Genomic DNA, 17,523 nt, shown 5'->3' with positions numbered 1-17,523 from the left:
GGTCAGCGCCGCGCCGGCAGCCGCCCCAGACCCTCCCGCAGGTCCGCCGCCGAGGCGGTCAGCGACACCCGGATCCACCCCTCGCCGCGCGCGCCGAAGGCCGATCCGGGCGCGACGGCCACCCCGCGCGTCAGCACCAGGTCCTCGCAGAATGCGGCCACGTCGCCGCCGGTGGCGTGGGACAGGTCGGCCCACAGGTAGAGCCCGCCGGCCGCGGCCAGGTACGGGATGCCCAGGCGGTCGAGCACGGCGGTGGCCAGCTCGCGGTGGGCGGCGTAGGTGGCGCGTGCGGTGTGCACGTCGTCCTGCGGGCCGGTGAGGGCGGCCAGGGCGGCGTACTGGGCCGGGCTGTTCACGCAGGAGACGATCGCCTCCTGGACGGTGGGCATCAGCGGGGCCAGCTGGTCCGGCACGATCAGGGCGCCGACCCGCATCCCGGTCATGGCGTGGTCCTTGCTGAAGGTGTGCAGGGTGAGCACCCGGCCGTCGGTGTCGTGGGCGCCCGGCGGGACGTGCGGGCCGTCGGCGAAGGCGGCGTAGCACTCGTCGGAGAGCAGCCACAGGTCGTGGGCGCGGGCCAGCGCGACCAGCTCGGCGACCAGGGGGTCCGGCAAGGTGGTGCCCAGCGGGTTGGACGGGGAGTTCAGCACCAGCAGCCGGGTGCGGTCGGTGATCGCAGCGGCGACGTCGGCCGGGCCGGGCAGGAAGCCGCGCTCCGGGTGCAGCGGGTACGGCCGGGGTGTGGCCTGGAGCAGGTGGGCGGCCATGCTGAACGGCGGGTACCCGGGGTCCGGCACCAGCACCTCGTCCCCGGCGCCGACGGTGAGGCTGAGCGCCAGGTGCAGGGCCTGGGCGCCACCGGCGGTGACCCAGACGTTGTCCCGCCGCACCGGCAGCGCGTGCACCGGGCCCAGCCCGGCGGCGACCGCGTCCCGCAGTGCGGGGATGCCGCCGTTGGGGGTGTACCGGGTGTCGTCCCGGTCGAGCGCGTCCCGGGCCGCGGCCAGGATGTGCGGCGCGGTCGGCAGGTCCGGTTCGCCGACGCTGAGCACGATCGCGCCGGGGGTGGACCAGGCGAGTTCGGTCACCCGGCGGATGCCGGAGGCGGGGACGGTGGCGGCATGGCTGGCGATCCGGGGCACCCGGGCACGGTATCGCCGGTGGATGTCGGCCAGATGTCGGATCATGATCCAGATCACACTCGGGAACCCGTCCAAGCGGATGGTCGTTATCAACATCGGCACGTAAGCTGCCGAATCGGATACCCGGCATCCCCTTGCCGGACCGCACCGGTGCGGACGGTCCCGCACCGCACGCGCCGCGGGTCCGCCCCCTCACACGAACGAAGGACGTTATGGCAGAGCTGCTCTACCGGCTGGGCCGGTTCTCCGCCCGGCGGGCCTGGGTCGTGATCGTCGGGTGGCTGCTCGCCCTGGCGGTCGCGGCAGGGTCCTATCTGACCTGGGGCGGGACGCTCAGTTCCACGGTGGACATCCCCAACACCCCGACCTCCGAGGTCACCGACAAGCTGTCGGCGGACTTCGCGGCGGCCAGCGGTGGTTCCGGCACCCTGGTGTTCAGCACCGAGGACGGCTCCGCCTTCACCGCCGAGCAGCAGCAGGCGATCAGCGACACCCTGACCGAGATCGGCCAGATCGACGGGGTCTCCGCCGCGGTCGATCCGTTCGCCACCGAGGCCCAGCGCCAGGAGCAGGCCGACCAGCTTGCCCAGGGGCAGCAGCAGATCGACCAGGGCCGGGAGCAGATCGAGCAGGGCCAGGCGCAGATCGACGCCGGCCAGGCCCAGATCGCCGCCGGTCAGGAGCAGCTGGACCAGGCCCGGGCCGCCGCCGAGGCAGCCGGTGCGGACGCCGCCACCCTGGCGCAGTTGGACGCCCAGCAGGCGCAGCTCGACGCGCAGCAGGCCGAGCTGAACACCCAGCAGGAGGCGCTGACCGCCGCCGGCTCCGAGATCGAGGCCGGTGCGCCGCAGGTCGAGGACGGCCAGGCGCTGCTGGACATGGCCGCCGGGTACCGCACGGTCTCCGAGGACGGCTCCGCGGCGGTCGCGACCGTCTCCTTCGAGAAGCCGCTGATGGAGGTCCCGACCGAGATCAAGGAGCAGGTCGAGGACACCGCGAGCGGCGCCGACATCGCGGGCGTGAACGTGGACATGTCCTCCGATCTGGCCGCCGGGGTGCCCAGCATCGGCGGCATCGCCGAGGTGATCGGTGTCGCGGTCGCCGCGATCGTGCTGTTCATCATGCTCGGCACCCTGATCGCCGCCGGTCTGCCGCTGATCACCGCGCTGATCGGCGTCGGGGTGAGCGCGCTCGGCGCCCTGGCGCTGTCCGGCACGGTCGAGATGATGTCGGTCACCCCGATCCTGGGCGTGATGCTCGGGCTGGCGGTCGGCATCGACTACTCGCTGTTCATCCTGAACCGGCACCGCCGTCAGCTCCGGGAGGGCGCCGAGATCCACGAGTCGATCGGGCTGGCGAACGGCACCTCCGGCAACGCGGTGGTCTTCGCCGGGGCGACCGTGCTGATCGCGCTGCTGGCGCTCAACGTCACCGGCATCCCGTTCCTGGGCCTGATGGGCTCGGTCGCCGCCGCGTCGGTGGCGATCGCGGTGCTGGTCGCCATCACCCTGACCCCGGCGCTGCTCGGCCTGGCCGGCAAGCGGGTGCTGCCCAAGAAGCACCGTGACGCCGAGCCGGTGCCGGTCCGCTCCGGCCTGAAGCCGATGTCCACCGGGTCCGCGGTGCTCCGGGTGGTCGGCGGACTGGCCGCGCTGGCGATCATCGCGCTGCCGGCGCTGGGCATGCGGCTCGGCCTGCCGGACGGGTCGCAGGAGACCCCGGACAGCACCCAGTACCGGGCGTACACCATCACCGCGGAGAAGTTCGGCGCCGGGATCAACGGCCCGCTGCTGGTGGTCGCCGACGTCGAGCCCGGCCAGGACGAGGCCGCACTGACCCACCTGCAGGCGAGCATCGGCGGCCAGATCATGGCCGAGGACGACGTCGCCGCGGTGGTCCCGGTCGGGGCGTCCGACTCCGGCACCATGCTGGCGTTCCAGGTGATCCCGGTGGACGGCGGCACCTCCGAGTCCACCGAGAGTCTGGTGCACGCCCTGCGGGACCTGACGCCGACCGGCGCCACCGACTCGCTCGGGGTGGCCGGTGTGGCCTCCGGCAGCATCGACATCTCGGAGAAGCTGGCCGATGTGCTGCCGCTCTACCTGACGGTGGTGATCGGGCTGTCCCTGATCATCCTGATCCTGGTGTTCCGGTCGATCGTGGTGCCGCTGATCGCGACCCTCGGCTTCGTGCTGTCGGTGTTCGCGGCCTTCGGCGGCGTGACCGCGATCTACCAGTGGGGCTGGCTGGGCTCGGTGTTCTCGGTGCACGAACCGGGGCCGGTGCTGAGCTTCCTACCGACCATCCTGATCGGCGTGCTGTTCGGGCTGGCGATGGACTACCAGCTGTTCCTGACCTCCGGGATGCGCGAGGCCTACGCCCACGGCTCCTCGGCACGGCTGGCGGTCACCGAGGGTGTCCGGGCCGGTCGCGCGGTGGTCACCGCGGCCGCGATCATCATGATCAGCGTCTTCGGCGGATTCATCTTCTCGCACACCGCGATGATCCGGCCGATGGGCTTCGGCCTGGCGTTCGGGGTGCTGGTGGACGCCTTCGTGATCCGGATGCTGGTGATGCCGGCCCTGATGCACCTGTTCGGGGAGAAGGCCTGGTGGCTGCCGAAGTGGCTGGACCGGATCCTGCCGAACGTCGACGTCGAGGGCGCCAAGCTGGAGCGGGCGCACCACGCCGGTCCGGCCGAGGTCGCCGGGGCGCACGCGACCGCGGCACCGGTGGACGCGCCGTCGCCCGCCGACCACCCCGGTGAGGGACCGTCGCACAAGGCCTGAGTCAGGCACGACGGAGGCCGGTGACCGCAATGGTCACCGGCCTCCGTCGTGTCTCAGCCCGCGATCGGTGCGGCCAGTGTCGGTGCCGGTCAGTGGGCCCGGCGGCGGCCGAGCACCAGCAGCGTCCCGGCGGCGGTCAGCAGGGCGGCGATCCCGGCGATCCCGGCGGCCTCGCCACCGGTGATCGCCAGCGTCCGCACGCCGGTCGAGCCCGGGTCGGCGGGCGTCGTGCCAGCCGGTCCTGCCGGTCCTGCCGGGGTGGCGGGGGTCGGCGTGGGGGTCGGGGTGCCCGGCCCGGCGGCGACCGTGAGCGTCGCGGCGTCGCTGGTCACGCTGCCGAGGCAGTTGGTCACCACGGCCCGGACGTCCTCGGTGGCGGCCGGGGTCACGGTCAGGCTGTCCGCGGTCTCGCCGGCCAGGTCGGTCCACGGGCCGGTGCCGGTGCGGGACTGCCACTGGATGGTGGGCGCGTCGTCACCGGTGACCGTGACGCTCACGGTGGCCGAGCCCCTGGCGCCGACCTGCACCGATTCGGGCTGGTCGACGATTGCCGGCAGCGTGCCGTAGCTGAAGCCGTCCGGGGTGGTCTGCTGCTGCACCGGGCCACCGAATACCCGGTAGCCGACGGTGACGTCCACCGGTCCGCACCCGCCCGGGGTGGTGGCGGTCCAGCCGCCGGCGGTCGGGGCAACCGCGGTGCCGGGCACGCCGCCGAAGGTCACCTGGTCGACGGTGAGGTCCACCGGCTGCACGGTGGGCGTCGGGGCGCGATCGGTGACCGCGCCGCCGAGGCCGAGGCCGGGGCCGGTGCCCCAGGAGTAGAACGTGCCGTCGTCGGCGATCGCGTTGACCTGCACGCCGCCCTGGCGTAGCGCGGTGATCCGGGTCCCGGCCGGCAACTGTGCGGGGGTCGGGACGCGCACGTCAGGGCTGGTCTGCCCGGAGCCGTCACCGATCACGCCGTAGAACGGGTTCCCCCAGCTGTACACCACTCCGTCGGTGCTGAGCGCGGCGGAGGTGTCGATGCTGGAGGTGATCGTGGTGAACCGGAGGGCGGGGTCGGCGGAGACCGGGCCGGGGGCGTAGCGGGTGAGAACGGTGCCGGTGCCGAGCTGGCCGTCCGCGTTGGCGCCCCAGGACCACAGGGTGCCGTCGTCGGCGATCGCCAGGGAGTGCCACCACCCGGCTGTGACCTGGACGAATCGCACCCCGGCCGGCGCCTGCACCAGCACCGGCAGGTACTCCACCCCGCCCAGAGACCCGGTGCCGACCTGCCCGCTGCCGTTGCTGCCCCAGCCGTAGGTCTGGCCGTCGGTGCCGATCACCAGCATGTGGCTCCCCTGGCTGCTGCCCGCCGTGAGGGTGGTCACGCCCACGCCCGGGGGCATCGACACCGGCAGCGGCGTGCTGGACCGGATGAAGGTGCCCGAACCGAGCTGCCCGCTCGCGTTGGCGCCCCACATCAGCAGGGTGCCGTCGGACAGCAGGGCGGCGGAGTGCCGGTAGCCGGCCGCCAGTGCGGTGACCGTGCTTCCCGGGGGCAACAAGACCGGAGTGGGCGACGGGGAGTCGGTCAGGGTGCCATTGCCGAGCTGTCCGTCGACGTTGTCGCCCCAGGCGTAGAGCACCCCGTCCGACCCGAGCGCGAGTGCGTGTTCGTTCCCGGCGACCACCTGGGTGAAGGTGACTCCGCTCGGGGTGTCCACCGGAGCGGGGACGGTGTGGGCGGCAGTGTCGGCCGCACCGTTGCCGAGCTGTCCCTGGGCGTCCTGCCCCCAGCTGTACAGCAGTCCGTCCTGGCCGAGGGCGACCGAGAATGCCCCGCCGGCCGAGACTTCGGTGAAGGCGAAGCCGGGCAGCACGTCACCGACCACGGTGCCCCCGGCAGTGGGGCCGCCGTCCGGGGTCGGGGCAGCGTGGGCCAGACCGGCACCGGCCGCAGTCAGGCCGAGGGCGATCGCCGCGACGGTGGCACGGCGGAACAGTGACGGGGCAGGCATGTGCGGTGAGTCCTTCCAGACGACGGGGACCGGGTCCCCTGTCCGGAGGCGGTCACGCGGCGTCCACTGTGAACGTCGCCCGACGCGCCCTTAGCACCGAAGTGAGTGTGGATGAGTATGTGGTCCGGCGTCGTCGGCCGGAGTTGAGTGGTCTGCCGTGATCCGGGCCACTCGGGTTGAGCGGGCTACCCAGTTCCTGAGTGCTCCCGCTCAGTGTGTGGCCCAGTGTTGCGCGATCGCGCCGATCTCCTCGGAGGTCAGCGCCGGTTCCAGCATGCCGGTGCCGGGGGTGTTGCGCAGCCCGTCGATCAGCAGTCGCAGGTAGCGGCGGTAGGCGTCGGGGCGGGTGTCCTGGGAGTGGGTGGCGAGTTCGGTGACCATCCACAGGATCAGGCCCAGGTCGTCGTTGGTCGCGCCCGGTCGCAGATCGCCCTCGGCCCGGGCCCGGTCCATCAGCTCGCAGCCGATCCGGGCGAAGTCCTCCAACCGGTCGCCGAGGTCCAGCCGGGTCTCGTCCATGGTGAGGGCGACATCCCGCAGTCCGATGTTCGCGGTCAGCAGGTCCGCGCCACGTTCGATCAGCATGATCACCCCGTCCCAGGCGCGCTCGGCCCGCATCGCCTGGGCGGCGACCTCGGTCATCTCGCGCAGCGGTTCGGCCAGCGCGGCCTCGACCAGGTCCTTCTTGTCCGGGAACCGGCGGTAGACGGTGCCGACACCGAGGCCCGCGTGGTGGGCGATCTCGTTCAGCCCGACGCCGAGCCCACGGGTGGCGTACAGCTCCCGGGCCGCGGCGACGATCCGCTCCCGGTTCCGGACCGCGTCGGCACGCAGCGGACGGGGGTCGTCCTGCGTCGGTTCCGGGTCGGTGGGCACCCGCCGAGCCTAGCAACCTGATACCGGTCATCCATTTCGGGCCGGGCGGGCACAATGGCGACATGTCCTCCTCCGATCCGCTGCGCTCCGCCACTCCGGTGTCCACCGTGCTGGGCCTCGGCCTGGCGGGCACCGGTGCCTGGCTGGAGTACCTCGGTGCCCGGGACGCCTCGCTGGTCGAGTGGGAGTGCGCGGTGAGCACCTGCGGCACGAACGACCTCGCCGGCGCCGCCCCGATCCTGGGCATCCTGGCGCTGGTGCTGTCCGGAGTGCTGCTCACCCGCTCGCTGCGCACCGCCGCCGCGCCGCTGCTGGTGCTGCTCGGCGCGGGATCCGCCCTGCTCGGCTGGCGGTCGGCGATCGACCAGCGGCTGGTCACCGCCGACTCGGTGCAGGGGTGGCTGATCGCGGTCGGTGCAGTTGCCGCGGTGGCGCTGGTGGTGGCCGTCGTCGCCGTGATCCGCGAACTGCGCCGGTCCTCCTGGTACTGGGTGCTGCTCGGTCGCACCGGGACCTGGGGCCGGGTGACCGACTACCGGAACGACCAGGACGGACCGACCGCGACCCTGCACTTCGCCGACGCGGCCGGCAACCGGTACCGCGTGCAGACCCGGGTGCCGCGGGATGCCTTCCGGCGACCGCCCCGGGTGTACTACGACCCGGTCAGCCCCACCGACCCGGACCGGCTGCGGGTGACCATGCCGGTGGCGCCGCTGCTGGCGAAGCAGCGGGACGCCCAGTCGGCCGCCGTGCGCCGGATGCTCCCGCTGCCCGGAGACGACGACCGCAGCGACCGCACCACCATGAGCGTCGGTCCGGACGGCACCCGGACCACCACCAGCACCGGGCCGGCGGGCTCGCGGATCGCCACGGTGACCCCGGACGGCACTCGCACCGTGACCACGGTGGACGCGGACGGCACCCGGACGGTCCGCACCACCAGCAGCACGACCAGCACGACCAGCACCGGCAGCACCGAGACGATCACCGACGTCACGGCCGCCCTGGAGCGACTGGCCGAGCTGCACCGCACCGGCGCCCTGTCCGACGCGGAGTTCAGCGCGGCCAAGTCGGCGGTGCTGCGCCGGTGATCGAGCCGGCGGAGGTGCGCGCCCTGCTGGCCGAGCGCCGGCGGGAGGCCGAGCACCGCCTGGCCGGGACCTCCGCCGAGCGGGCCGCCGTGGTCTCCGCGGCCCGGGAGTCCGCCACCGACGACGAGCACGACCCGGAGGGCTCGACCATCGCCTACGAGCGCGGGATGCTCGATGTGCTGGCCGGACGGCTGCGCCAGACCCTGGCCGACGTGGACCTGGCCGAGCGGCGACTGGAGCGCGGCGAGTACCAGGTGTGCGAGCGCTGCGGCGGCCCGATCGCCGACGACCGGCTGCGCGCGCTGCCCACGGTGCGGACCTGCCGGGAGTGCGCGGGGCGGTCGCCGGGCCGGTCCTAGACTCGCTGCCGTGCCTGCCCCCGCGGCCCGTCCGCTGCGTGTGACCGTGCTGGGCCAGGTGACCGCCTGTGCGCAGAGCGGGGACACGCTGCTGCCGGTGCCCGGCCGGGGCGCCGATCTGGTTGCCGCCCTGGTGCTGGCATCGGGCTCGCCGGCGTCGGCGGAGCGGCTGATCGACGAGGTGTGGCCGGACGGCCCGCCCGCCTCCGGCCGCGCGGCATTGCAGACCCTGGTCTCCCGGCTGCGGGCCGGGCACGGCGCCGATCTGGTCCGCTCCACCGCGGCCGGCTACGCGCTGGGGGTGCCGGTCGCGGAGGTCGACCTGTTGCGCGCCGAGGCCGCCGCCACCGCCGCCCGGGCCGCCCTGGACGCCGGCGATCCGCAGCGCGCCACCGACCTGACCGGCGCCGCGCTGGCCGAGCTGGGCGCACCGGAGTCCGGCGTGCCGGAACCGGAGCTGCGGGCCGCGGTGACCGCCCGGGCCGAGCGTGCCCGCACCGACCTGTTGCGCAGCCGGGTGGCCGCCCTGCTCGCCGGCGACGCCCCGGCCGCCGCCCTACCGGCTGCCGAGGAGCTGGCCGCGCTCGCGCCGCTGGACGATGCCGCCCAGCCCGCCCTGATGCGCGCGCTGGACGCGGCCGGTCGCAGCTCGGAGGCGCTGGCCTCGTTCGCCGCCTACCGGGAGCGCCTGGCCGACCAGCTCGGCACCGACCCCGCCGGGCCGGTCACCGACTTCCATCTCCAGCTGCTGACCGCCCAGGTGCCCGCCACCCGGCCCCGGGTGCTCGGCGTGCGCGCGGTGCCCGGCGACCTGCTCGGCCGGGACCAGGACCTGGCCGCGGTGCAGCGGGCGCTCGCGACCGCCACGGTGGTCACGGTGCTCGGCACCGGCGGGCTGGGCAAGACCCGGCTGGTGCAGGAGGTGGCCCGGCGCACCGCCGATCGCGGGGAGGCCGTCGCGGTGGTCGAACTGGCGTCGGTCCGCAGCCCGGCGGACCTGCTGCCCGCCCTGGCCGATGCGCTCCGGGTGCCCGATCCGGTCCGCACCCCCGGCGTGCCGGCCGACCAGCGGGGTATCCAGGACCGGGTCGCCGACCGGCTGGCCGACCACCCGACCCTGCTGGTGCTGGACAACTGCGAACAGGTGCTCGCCGCGGTCGCCGAGGTGGTCACCGAGCTGTGTGCCACCGTGCCCGGTCTGCGGGTGCTCACCACCAGCCGGGCGCCGCTCGGCGTCCCCGGCGAGCAGGTGCACCCGCTGCTGCCGCTGCCCGCCACCGCTCCCGATGGCGGGCCCGGACCGGCGGTGGCGCTGTTCACCGCCCGGGCCACCGCGGTCCGGCCGGGGGTGGCGCTGCCGCCGGAGGTGCTGGACCGGCTGTGCCGGAAGCTGGACGGCCTGCCGCTGGCGATCGAGCTGGCCGCGGCCCGCACCCGCTCGATGACCGTGGAGGAGATCGACCGGAGGCTGTCCGACCGGTTCGGGCTGCTCACCGGTGGTGGCGCCGGGCTGCCGGAGCGGCACCGCACCCTGCACGCGGTGATCGCCTGGAGCTGGGACCTGCTCACCGCCGCGCAGCGGGTGCTGGCCCGCCGGGTCGCCGCACTGCCGGACGGCTTCCCGGCCGAGGCCGCCGTCGCGCTGGCCGGACCGGACGCCGACGAGGTCGCGGTGCTGGACGACCTGGACGCGCTGGTGGCGCAGTCGCTGCTGCGGGCCGAGGAGCACCGGCCGACCCGGTCGATGCGCTACCGGATGCTGGAGCTGGTCCGCGAGTTCGGCGAGCGGGAGGCCCGGGCCGCCGGGGACGAGGAGCTGATCCGGCACGCCATCGGCGACTGGGCGCGCGACCTGGCGGCCGACCGGATCGGACCCGACGGGCCGGACCGGGTGCAGCTGGACCCGGTGATCGAGCGGGAGCAGGACAACCTGGTCGCCGTGCTGCGCGCCGAACTGGCCCGCGGGGAGGACGCCCGGGTGGACGTGGCGGTGGCGGTGTTCGGCGTCGTGGCGATGCGCTGGCTGCTCCAGGGCGCCCACGACGAGCTGGTCCAGGTGCAGCGCCGGCTGCTCGGCCTGGCCCGGGACTGGACCTCACCGCCCGGGCTGGCCGATGCCGCGGTGCTCGGCTTCGGCATCGCCACGCTGACCGAGGTGATGTGGGGCGACCTGCGCCACGGTGCACTCGCCCGGCGGCTGGTCGGCCGGGCCCGAGCCGCCGGACCGGTCAGCCCGGTGAACGAGCTGCTGGCCGACCTGGTCCGGGAGGTCGCCGACCCGGCCGCCCTGAACCGGGTGCTGACCGCGGCCCGGGTGGCCGAGGACCCCGCCGCCCGCCGGTTCGGCCTGCTCGCGTCGTGGAGCATCGCGGAGAACGACGGCCGGATCGACGACGCGATCGGCCACGCGGAGGGCGCGCACCGGATGGGCCGGGAGCAGGACGACCCGTGGACCATCGCGCTGTCGGCGGTGCAGCTCGCCGGGGCGTACACCCAGAGCGGCCGGCCGGCGGAGGCAGTGCCCTGGATCGACGAGGCCGAGGGAGCCCTGGACCGGCTGCACGCGCTGGAGGCCGGCCCGGCGATCGTGGCGATCGAGGAGGGGCTGTGGCAGGTCCGCGGCCTGACCCTGCTGGCCCTGGGGGAGTTCGACGCCGCCGCCCACCTGTTCGGCCGGATGGCCGAGGAGGCGCAGGACCAGCGTGAGGCGGCGATGCTGACCCGGCTCGGTGCCGCGGAGACCGCCTTCGGCCGGGGCGATCTGACCACCGCGCTGGCGCACTACCGCGACCTGCTCGCCGCCACCGACGGCGACGAGTGGCGGCAGAACCCCTGGCGGCTGATCGCCACCGGCACCTGCCTGGCCGCCCACGCACTCGCCGGAGAGACGGACCCGCCCGAGGTCGCCGCGGCGGCGGAGTCGGCGCGGTCGATCCCGATCCGGGCCGGCAGCCGCGCGGTGCCCTACGCCGACCGGCCGGTGCTCGGCGTGCTGCTGCTCGGCACCGCGGCCTGGCGGATGGCGGTCGGCGAGGCGGAGCACACCGTGCTGCCGCTGATGGCCCTGGCCGAGCGGATGCGGTCCCGGCAGGACTACCGGCCGCTGCACCGGCACCTGCACTGGGAGCGGGCCACCGCCCGCTACGGCGAGCAGGCGGTGGCCGGCGCCCGGGCCGCCGAGCTGGCGGCCGGGCGGGCCGGCGAGCTGGACCGGGCGATCGCCCTGCTCGCCGGCTGACGCCGGACCGGCTGACCCCGGCCCGAGACGCCCGGACCGCGTGCTCAGGCGCGGCGCATGTACGCCCGCACCGTCAGCGGCGCGAAGACCGCCATCACCACTGCCGCACCCAGCAGCGCCCAGCCGGCATCCGCGGTCCACGAGCCGTCGATGGTCAGCGCCCGCACCCCGCTGACCAGGTACGACACCGGGTTCACGTTCACGAACGACTGCAACCAGCCCGGCAGGGTGTCCGCCGGGACGAAGGCGTTGGACGCGAAGCACAGCGGGAAGATCACGATCATCGAGATGCCCTGCACCGAGGACGCCGAGCGGGCGGTCACGCCGAAGAACGCGAAGATCCAGCTCATCGACCAGCAGCACACGATCACCAGCAGCCCGGCGGCCAGTACCCCCGGCACCCCGCCGCCCGGTCGCCAGCCGATCAGCAGGCCCATGGCGAAGGTGAGCGAGGTGGCGATCGCGTACCGCACGGTGTCGGCCAGCAGCGCGCCGGACAGCGGGGCGATCCGGGCGATCGGCAGCGACCGGAACCGGTCGAAGATCCCCTTGTCCATGTCCTCGCGCAGCTGGATGCCGGTGACGATCGAGGTCGTGATCACGGTCTGCGCCAGGATGCCGGGAATGAAGAACGGCAGGTAGCTCTGCACGTCCCCGGCGATCGCCCCGCCGAAGACGTAGGTGAACAGCAGGGTGAAGATGATCGGCTGGGCCGTCACGTCGAACAGCTGCTCCGGGGTGCGCTGCATCTTCAGCACCCCGCGCCAGGCCAGCGCGAAGGTCTGCCGCACGGTGGTCAGCAGCGGTACCCGGTTGGTGGCCTGTGTGGCCAGCTCGGCCGGGTTCAGGATCGCGGTGCTCATGCCAGGACCTCCTCGGGAAGGGTGGTGGTGTCGTCGTCGGCGCTCGCGGGCCGGCCGGTCAGGGTGAGGAAGACCTCGTCCAGGGTGGGCTGTTGCACCGCCACGTCGGACAGGTGGATGCCGGCCGCCCGCAGTGCGACCAGCACCTCGCCCGCGGAGTCGGCGGCCGGGACCGGGGCGGTCAGCCGGCCGTCCGGGCTCAGCACCGGGGCGACCCCCAGCACGGCCTCGGCCAGCCGGCTCGCCTCGGCCAGATCGGCGTCGTCCGCCAGGCCCAGGTGCAGCCGGGCGGTGCCCACCGAGGACTTCAGCTCGGCACCGGTGCCCTCGGCCACCACGGTGCCGCGGTCGATCACGGCGATCCGGTCGGCCAACTGGTCCGCCTCGTCCAGGTACTGGGTGGTCAGCAGTACGGTGGAGCCGCCGTCGATCAGCGAGCGCACGGTGTCCCACATCTGCAGCCGGGTGCGCGGGTCGAGGCCGGTGGTCGGCTCGTCCAGGAAGATCAGCGGCGGCCGGGCGATCAGCGAGGCGGCCAGGTCCAGCCGGCGGCGCATCCCACCGGAGAAGTGCTTCAGCGCGCGGTTGCCGGTGTCGGCGAGCCCGAACTCCTCCAGCAGCCGGGCGGACACCCGGTGGGCGTCCCGCCGGGACAGTCCGTGCAGCCGGGCGAACAGCACCAGGTTCTGGGTGGCGGACAGCCCCTCGTCCACCGAGGCGTACTGCCCGGTCACGCCGATCAGCCGCCGGACGGCCTGCGGCTCGGTGCGCAGGTCGCGGCCGAAGACGGTCGCGGTGCCGGCGTCCGGGCGCAGCAGGGTGGCGAGCATCCGGATCGTGGTGGTCTTGCCGGCGCCGTTCGGACCGAGCACGCCGTACACCGATCCGGTGCGGATGTTCAGGTCGATGCCGTCCACCGCCCGGTTCTCGCCGAAGGTCTTCACCAGGCCGCGGGCCTGCACGGCCCAGGGCAGGTCGGTCGTCGTCATGGGTTCTCCTCCTCGGGACTCGACTGAGGCCGATCCTGCGCGGGGGCACTTGCACCGCACTGTCATCGCGCTGACAGGCACTGACAGCGGCCGGCATGCGGCGGCGAGCGGGGTGACCCACACTCGGAGGCGTTCCGCGCACCGTCGCCCGGGGGAGCCCGCCATGTCCCGCATCACGCCGTTCCTGTGGTTCCACGATCGCGCCGAGCAGGCGGCGGAGTTCTACGTCTCGCTGTTCCCGGACTCCCGGATCCTGCACACCGTGCACGCCGCGAGCGAGCTGCCCGACGTCGAGCCCGGCCAGGTGCTGGTGGTCGAGTTCGAGCTGGACGGCCAGCGGATCCGGGCACTGAACGGCGGGCCGTCCTTCACCCTGGACGAGGCGTTCTCCCTGGTGGTGGACGCCCCGACCCAGGAGGAGATCGACCGGCTCTGGGACGCCCTGATCGCCGACGGCGGCCGGCCCAGCCAATGCGGCTGGCTGCGGGACAGGTTCGGGCTGTCCTGGCAGATCGTCCCGCCGGTGCTGAACGAGCTGCTGGCCGATCCGGACCCGGAGCGGGCGGCCCGGGTCACCGCCGCGATGCTGACCATGGGCAAGCTCGACATCGCCGCACTGCTCGCCGCCGCCGAGGGCTGACCGGCCGGCCACTTACCCTGGTCCGGTGAGCACCACCTCCGGCCGCGGCAGTGTGACCATGCAGGTCCGCTGGTCCGACGTCGACCTCTTCGCCCATGTGAACAACGCCGCCTACCTGCGGTTCCTGGACGACGCCCGGTTCGCCCTGTTCCCGAGCATGGGGGTGGACCCGGCCGGGCGGCCCACCGACTCGATGCTGGTCGTGGTCAAGCACGAGATCGACTACCTGGCGCCGCTGACCTTCCGCCCCGAGCCGGTGTCGGTCGAGGTCTGGGTGCCGCGGATCGGCCGGTCGTCGGTGGACTTCGCCTACGAGATCGTGGACCAGGACGCCGGCCGGACCGTGTACCTGCGGGCCCGGTCGCGGATGGTGCAGCTGGACCGGGTCGACCTGGCGCCGCGGGCGTTCACCGCCGACGAGCGGGCGGTGTTCGAGCGGTACCCGGGCGACGGCCCCGCACTGCACCCCTGGTGAACCGGCTCAGCCCGGCAGTCCCAGCGCCGCCGCGATCGTGCTGACCACCCCGCCGCGGGTGTTCGACGGCACCACGTAGCGGGCCGCGGCGCGCACGTCCGGGTGCGCGTTGTCCATCGCGCACGACCAGCGGGCCGCGGCGAGCATCCCGAGGTCGTTGCGGTAGTCGCCGAACGCCATCGTGTGCTCCGGCCCGATCCCGAGCTCGTCCTGCACCCGGCGCAGGGCGTGGCCCTTGTCCGCCTCCGGGCTCATCAGGTCCAGCCAGTGCTGCCCGGACACCAGCACCCGGACCGGGCCGTCCAGATCGGCGAACGCGGGTGCGGTGCGCTCCTCCACCGACCCGGCGTCGTGCACGGCCACCTTGAGCAGCACGTCGTCCACCCGGGTCAGGTCCGCCACCTCGGTGACCACCGAGTAGTGCTTGCGGACCTGCGCGGCGAACTCACCCTCGAAGTACTCGACATACGCCGAGCGCGCTCCGGAGACCACCACCCCGACCGGCAGTCCGGCGGCGGCCAGTTCCCGGGTGTGCTGCACCGCCCGCGGGACGATCCCCTCCGGCAGCGGAGTCGTGGACAGGACCCGGTCGGCCCGTCCGACGAACGCCCCGTTCTCGCCGATGCAGGTGTAGTCGTCGCCCCTGCTGCCCAGCTGCTCCCGGATGTTCGCGAACTGCCGCCCACTCGCCGGGCAGAAGGCGATGCCACGCCGGTCCAGCTCAGTCAGCAGCGGCCAGATCCCGTCCGGCATCCGGCCCTCGTCGGTCAGCAGCGACCCGTCCATGTCGGTCGCGATCAGCCGGATCTGGTCGGTGTCGGGCAGTGCGGGCGGGACCAAGACCGGATCGGGTGTCGACATGCTGGACATCCTCGCAGCACCCGGCGGCCCGTCCGCCGTCGACGGAGACGCTGTGCGCATCCGCTCCCGGTGCCGGCGGTGCCACGGTCTCGTGCGGTTTCGCCCATCTCTGAACGGTGATCCACCCGTCGGCGCTGGGAGCGCGGGGCAGAGTCCAAGGCCACGACGGTCCTGTGCCGCCGCCCAACAGCATCGAAGGAGACCCTGTGCGCATCCACCGCGGCCTCGCGGCCCTGACTCTCGGCGTCGCCGCCGCCACCGTCCTGAGCGGCTGCGGCAACGGCGATGAGCCGGCCACCGCCACCGGCGCCAGCACCGCCGCCGCCGACCCGACCCCGGTGGTCGCCGAACAGGAGACGGACGGGCTCGGTCCGGACAACTTCGCCCAGCGCACCGTCGCCGCGCTGGTGACCGCCCAGACCATGCAGATGTCGATGGAGATGAGCGGCCAGGGTCAGACGGTCAGCATCAGCGGCCCGGTCCGGATGACCAAGACCTCGATGGACATGCACGTCGACTACGACATGATGGGCATGACCTTCGACATGATCCTGGTGGACGGCCAGATCTTCATGGGCACCGAGGGCCAGTACCAGGAGATGACCGCCGCCGACATGGGCGCCGAGTCGGTCGAGGAACTGATGGCCCAGACCGACGCCCGGGCCCAGATCGAGGGCATGCAGGCCGCGATCGTCGCCGTCGAGGCCCAGGGCGAGGAGGACGTCGAGGGCGTCACTACCACGCACTACCTGGTCACCGTCGACCCCACCCTGCTCAGCGACGTGGACCCGGAGGCGGTCGCCGCGATGGGCGACTCCTTCACCTACGACTACTGGGTCGACGACCAGGACCGCCCGGTCCGGATGGGCTACAGCGTGCAGGGCGTGGACGCGGTGATCACGTACACCGGCTTCGGTGAGCCGGTGGAGATCGCCGCACCGGACCCGAGCCAGCTGGTCACGGGCCTGTTCTGATCCCTCGGTGCTGAGCTGCTCGCCCGGGATCAGCCCCGGGCGAGCAGCTCGGACACCAGTTGCGGCACCGCGACCTCGATCGGCTCCCGGATCACCCGGTGCGCGACGTGGTCGTAGGGCGTCGGCTCGGCGTTGACGATGATGACCTCCGCCCCGGACTCCGCCGCGATCCCGGTCAGGCTCGCCACCGGCTGCACGCTCAGCGTGCTCCCGATCGCCAGGAACACGTCCGCGTCCTGCGCCGCCGCGATCGCCCGGCCCAGCGCGTCCTCGGGCAGCCGCTCGCCGAAGTAGACGACATCCGGCTTCAGGATCCCGCCACACTCCAGGCAGGCAGGTTCCCGGTCCCGGTCCAGCCGTTCCAGCACCGCGGTGGTCGCCTGCCGTGCCCCGCAGCGCAGGCAGCTGGTGGTGCGCAGCCCGCCGTGCAGCTCCACCACCTGCTCCCGGGAGTGCCCGGCCGCCTGGTGCAGCCCGTCGAAGTTCTGGGTCAACAGCGCTTCCAGCAGCTCCGCCCGCTCCAGCTCCACCAGGGCCCGGTGCGCCGCCGACGGCGTCGCGCTCCACGCCGGGTGCTCGCGCCACATCCGCCACCCCGCCTGCCGGATCGCCGGGTCGCTGGCGTACCGGTCGATCTCCAGCAGCTCGGCCTGGTCCGGGTGCCGGGTCCAGGTGCCCTCCGGTCCCCGGAAGTCCGGGATCCCCGCGCCGGTGGAGATACCGGCACCGGTCAGGACGGTGATGTGCGAGCCGGGGCGACGCTGGTGCATGAGACGACCTTGCCCCCTCCACCGTCCGCGATGCCAGTCCGCCGGCCGCGGCCGCGCTCGCATGCCCGTGCGGACACCCCCGGTCTCGCCTGCCTGGCCCGGGCCGCCGAGGGCGCAGTTGCGGGTGGTGCCAGAGCCGTTCGGCCAACGCCAACTGCGCCCTCGGTGCCATCCGGATGGGCGGTCGGGCACGAATGCGGAGAAGGTGCCGCGGTTCGGGCGATTCGGGCGGCAGGTTCTCCGCACTCGTGGGCGCGCGGTCCGGTGCGTTCGTCGCTCGGTGCGGGGAACGGTCTCGTGGGACGAGGGTCTCTTGTCCCGGGCGGGATGGCATCCGCGCGGCTGTTGTGCCCATTGTGGTCGGCATGGGGATGAACCGGTGGCCCGGATGGGCGGGGGCTAGGTTTCGTGAGCGGATGTCGTTGCCCTAGGGCTCGCTCGGTTCAGAGAGGGATG

The 17,523-nt window shown here is 73.8% G+C and carries 14 protein-coding genes; 7 read left to right on the top strand and 7 right to left on the bottom strand.

The window, feature by feature from the left end; genetic code table 11:
• Nucleotides 1–2 precede the first annotated feature (2 nt).
• The gene (locus tag HGA03_RS03430) at nt 3–1,187 is read right to left on the bottom strand and encodes a pyridoxal phosphate-dependent aminotransferase (protein WP_168628763.1); all 1,185 of its coding nucleotides are present in this window, start codon (nt 1,185–1,187) and stop codon (nt 3–5) included.
• 167 nt (nt 1,188–1,354) lie between these two features.
• On the opposite strand from HGA03_RS03430, the gene HGA03_RS03425 reads away from it, so the two are divergent.
• Nucleotides 1,355–3,931 carry an MMPL family transporter gene (locus tag HGA03_RS03425; RefSeq protein WP_168628762.1) on the top strand — a complete coding sequence of 859 codons (2,577 nt, stop codon included), beginning with the start codon at nt 1,355–1,357 and terminating at the stop codon, nt 3,929–3,931.
• Nucleotides 3,932–4,020: 89 nt separating this feature from the next.
• On the opposite strand, the gene HGA03_RS03420 is transcribed toward HGA03_RS03425, so the two are convergent.
• Together HGA03_RS03420 and HGA03_RS03415 are read right to left on the bottom strand one after the other, a co-directional pair.
• Entirely contained in the window at nt 4,021–5,931 is a 1,911-nt protein-coding gene (locus HGA03_RS03420) for an RCC1 domain-containing protein (RefSeq protein WP_168628761.1), read from the bottom strand.
• A 210-nt stretch (nt 5,932–6,141) separates the two neighbouring features.
• Nucleotides 6,142–6,807 (bottom strand): TetR/AcrR family transcriptional regulator, encoded by a 666-nt coding sequence (locus HGA03_RS03415; protein ID WP_168628760.1) that lies wholly within the window; start codon nt 6,805–6,807, stop codon nt 6,142–6,144.
• Nucleotides 6,808–6,869: 62 nt separating this feature from the next.
• Between HGA03_RS03415 and HGA03_RS03410 the strand changes: the two genes are divergently transcribed.
• From HGA03_RS03410 to HGA03_RS03400, 3 genes are read left to right on the top strand one after another with little or no spacing between them, the layout of a single operon-like run.
• Nucleotides 6,870–7,898 carry an SHOCT domain-containing protein gene (locus tag HGA03_RS03410; RefSeq protein ID WP_168628759.1) on the top strand — a complete coding sequence of 343 codons (1,029 nt, stop codon included), beginning with the start codon at nt 6,870–6,872 and terminating at the stop codon, nt 7,896–7,898.
• Nucleotides 7,895–8,257 carry a TraR/DksA family transcriptional regulator gene (locus HGA03_RS03405; protein WP_239073590.1) on the top strand — a complete coding sequence of 121 codons (363 nt, stop codon included), beginning with the start codon at nt 7,895–7,897 and terminating at the stop codon, nt 8,255–8,257. The genes HGA03_RS03410 and HGA03_RS03405 overlap by 4 nt, the downstream gene beginning before the upstream one ends.
• A gap of 10 nt (nt 8,258–8,267) precedes the next feature.
• A complete protein-coding gene (locus HGA03_RS03400) occupies nt 8,268–11,495 on the top strand; it encodes an ATP-binding protein (RefSeq protein ID WP_168628758.1) in 3,228 nt (1,075 codons plus the stop codon).
• A gap of 44 nt (nt 11,496–11,539) precedes the next feature.
• Here HGA03_RS03400 and HGA03_RS03395 read toward each other — a convergent pair whose 3' ends face one another.
• Together HGA03_RS03395 and HGA03_RS03390 are read right to left on the bottom strand one after the other, a co-directional pair.
• Nucleotides 11,540–12,358 (bottom strand): ABC transporter permease, encoded by an 819-nt coding sequence (locus HGA03_RS03395; protein WP_168628757.1) that lies wholly within the window; start codon nt 12,356–12,358, stop codon nt 11,540–11,542.
• On the bottom strand, nt 12,355–13,347 hold the full coding sequence (locus HGA03_RS03390) for an ATP-binding cassette domain-containing protein (RefSeq protein ID WP_168628756.1): 993 nt from the start codon (nt 13,345–13,347) through the stop codon (nt 12,355–12,357). The genes HGA03_RS03395 and HGA03_RS03390 overlap by 4 nt, the downstream gene beginning before the upstream one ends.
• Nucleotides 13,348–13,510: 163 nt before the next feature.
• Between HGA03_RS03390 and HGA03_RS03385 the strand changes: the two genes are divergently transcribed.
• Nucleotides 13,511–13,987 (top strand): VOC family protein, encoded by a 477-nt coding sequence (locus HGA03_RS03385; protein ID WP_168628755.1) that lies wholly within the window; start codon nt 13,511–13,513, stop codon nt 13,985–13,987.
• A gap of 25 nt (nt 13,988–14,012) precedes the next feature.
• Nucleotides 14,013–14,462 carry an acyl-CoA thioesterase gene (locus HGA03_RS03380; protein WP_239073591.1) on the top strand — a complete coding sequence of 150 codons (450 nt, stop codon included), beginning with the start codon at nt 14,013–14,015 and terminating at the stop codon, nt 14,460–14,462.
• 6 nt (nt 14,463–14,468) lie between these two features.
• On the opposite strand, the gene HGA03_RS03375 is transcribed toward HGA03_RS03380, so the two are convergent.
• Complete coding sequence (locus HGA03_RS03375) at nt 14,469–15,323, bottom strand: HAD family hydrolase (RefSeq protein ID WP_168628754.1); 855 nt, start codon at nt 15,321–15,323, stop codon at nt 14,469–14,471.
• A gap of 206 nt (nt 15,324–15,529) precedes the next feature.
• Here HGA03_RS03375 and HGA03_RS03370 point away from each other — a divergent pair, with 206 nt between their 5' ends.
• Nucleotides 15,530–16,297, top strand: a complete 768-nt coding sequence (locus tag HGA03_RS03370) for an SCO4651 family lipoprotein (protein ID WP_168628753.1) — start codon at nt 15,530–15,532, stop codon at nt 16,295–16,297.
• Between the two features lie 29 nt (nt 16,298–16,326).
• Here HGA03_RS03370 and HGA03_RS03365 read toward each other — a convergent pair whose 3' ends face one another.
• Nucleotides 16,327–17,067: an SIR2 family NAD-dependent protein deacylase gene (locus HGA03_RS03365; protein ID WP_168628752.1), complete on the bottom strand. Its 741-nt coding sequence runs from the start codon at nt 17,065–17,067 to the stop codon at nt 16,327–16,329.
• Nucleotides 17,068–17,523 lie beyond the last annotated feature (456 nt).

Origin of the sequence: Cellulomonas denverensis, from assembly GCF_012396125.1 — a bacterium.
Classification (GTDB): domain Bacteria; phylum Actinomycetota; class Actinomycetes; order Actinomycetales; family Cellulomonadaceae; genus Cellulomonas; species Cellulomonas denverensis.
The sequence above is the reverse complement of the archived record's forward strand: the minus strand, read 5'-3'. Positions and strand labels throughout refer to the sequence as shown.

Coding starts and splice junctions, on each gene's coding strand:
- HGA03_RS03430 (WP_168628763.1), bottom strand. CDS start 1,187: ATGATCCGACATCTGGCCGACATCCACCGGCGATACCGTGCCCGGGTG.
- HGA03_RS03420 (WP_168628761.1), bottom strand. CDS start 5,931: ATGCCTGCCCCGTCACTGTTCCGCCGTGCCACCGTCGCGGCGATCGCC.
- HGA03_RS03385 (WP_168628755.1), top strand. CDS start 13,511: ATGTCCCGCATCACGCCGTTCCTGTGGTTCCACGATCGCGCCGAGCAG.
- HGA03_RS03395 (WP_168628757.1), bottom strand. CDS start 12,358: ATGAGCACCGCGATCCTGAACCCGGCCGAGCTGGCCACACAGGCCACC.
- HGA03_RS03410 (WP_168628759.1), top strand. CDS start 6,870: ATGTCCTCCTCCGATCCGCTGCGCTCCGCCACTCCGGTGTCCACCGTG.
- HGA03_RS03425 (WP_168628762.1), top strand. CDS start 1,355: ATGGCAGAGCTGCTCTACCGGCTGGGCCGGTTCTCCGCCCGGCGGGCC.
- HGA03_RS03390 (WP_168628756.1), bottom strand. CDS start 13,347: ATGACGACGACCGACCTGCCCTGGGCCGTGCAGGCCCGCGGCCTGGTG.
- HGA03_RS03365 (WP_168628752.1), bottom strand. CDS start 17,067: ATGCACCAGCGTCGCCCCGGCTCGCACATCACCGTCCTGACCGGTGCC.
- HGA03_RS03375 (WP_168628754.1), bottom strand. CDS start 15,323: ATGTCGACACCCGATCCGGTCTTGGTCCCGCCCGCACTGCCCGACACC.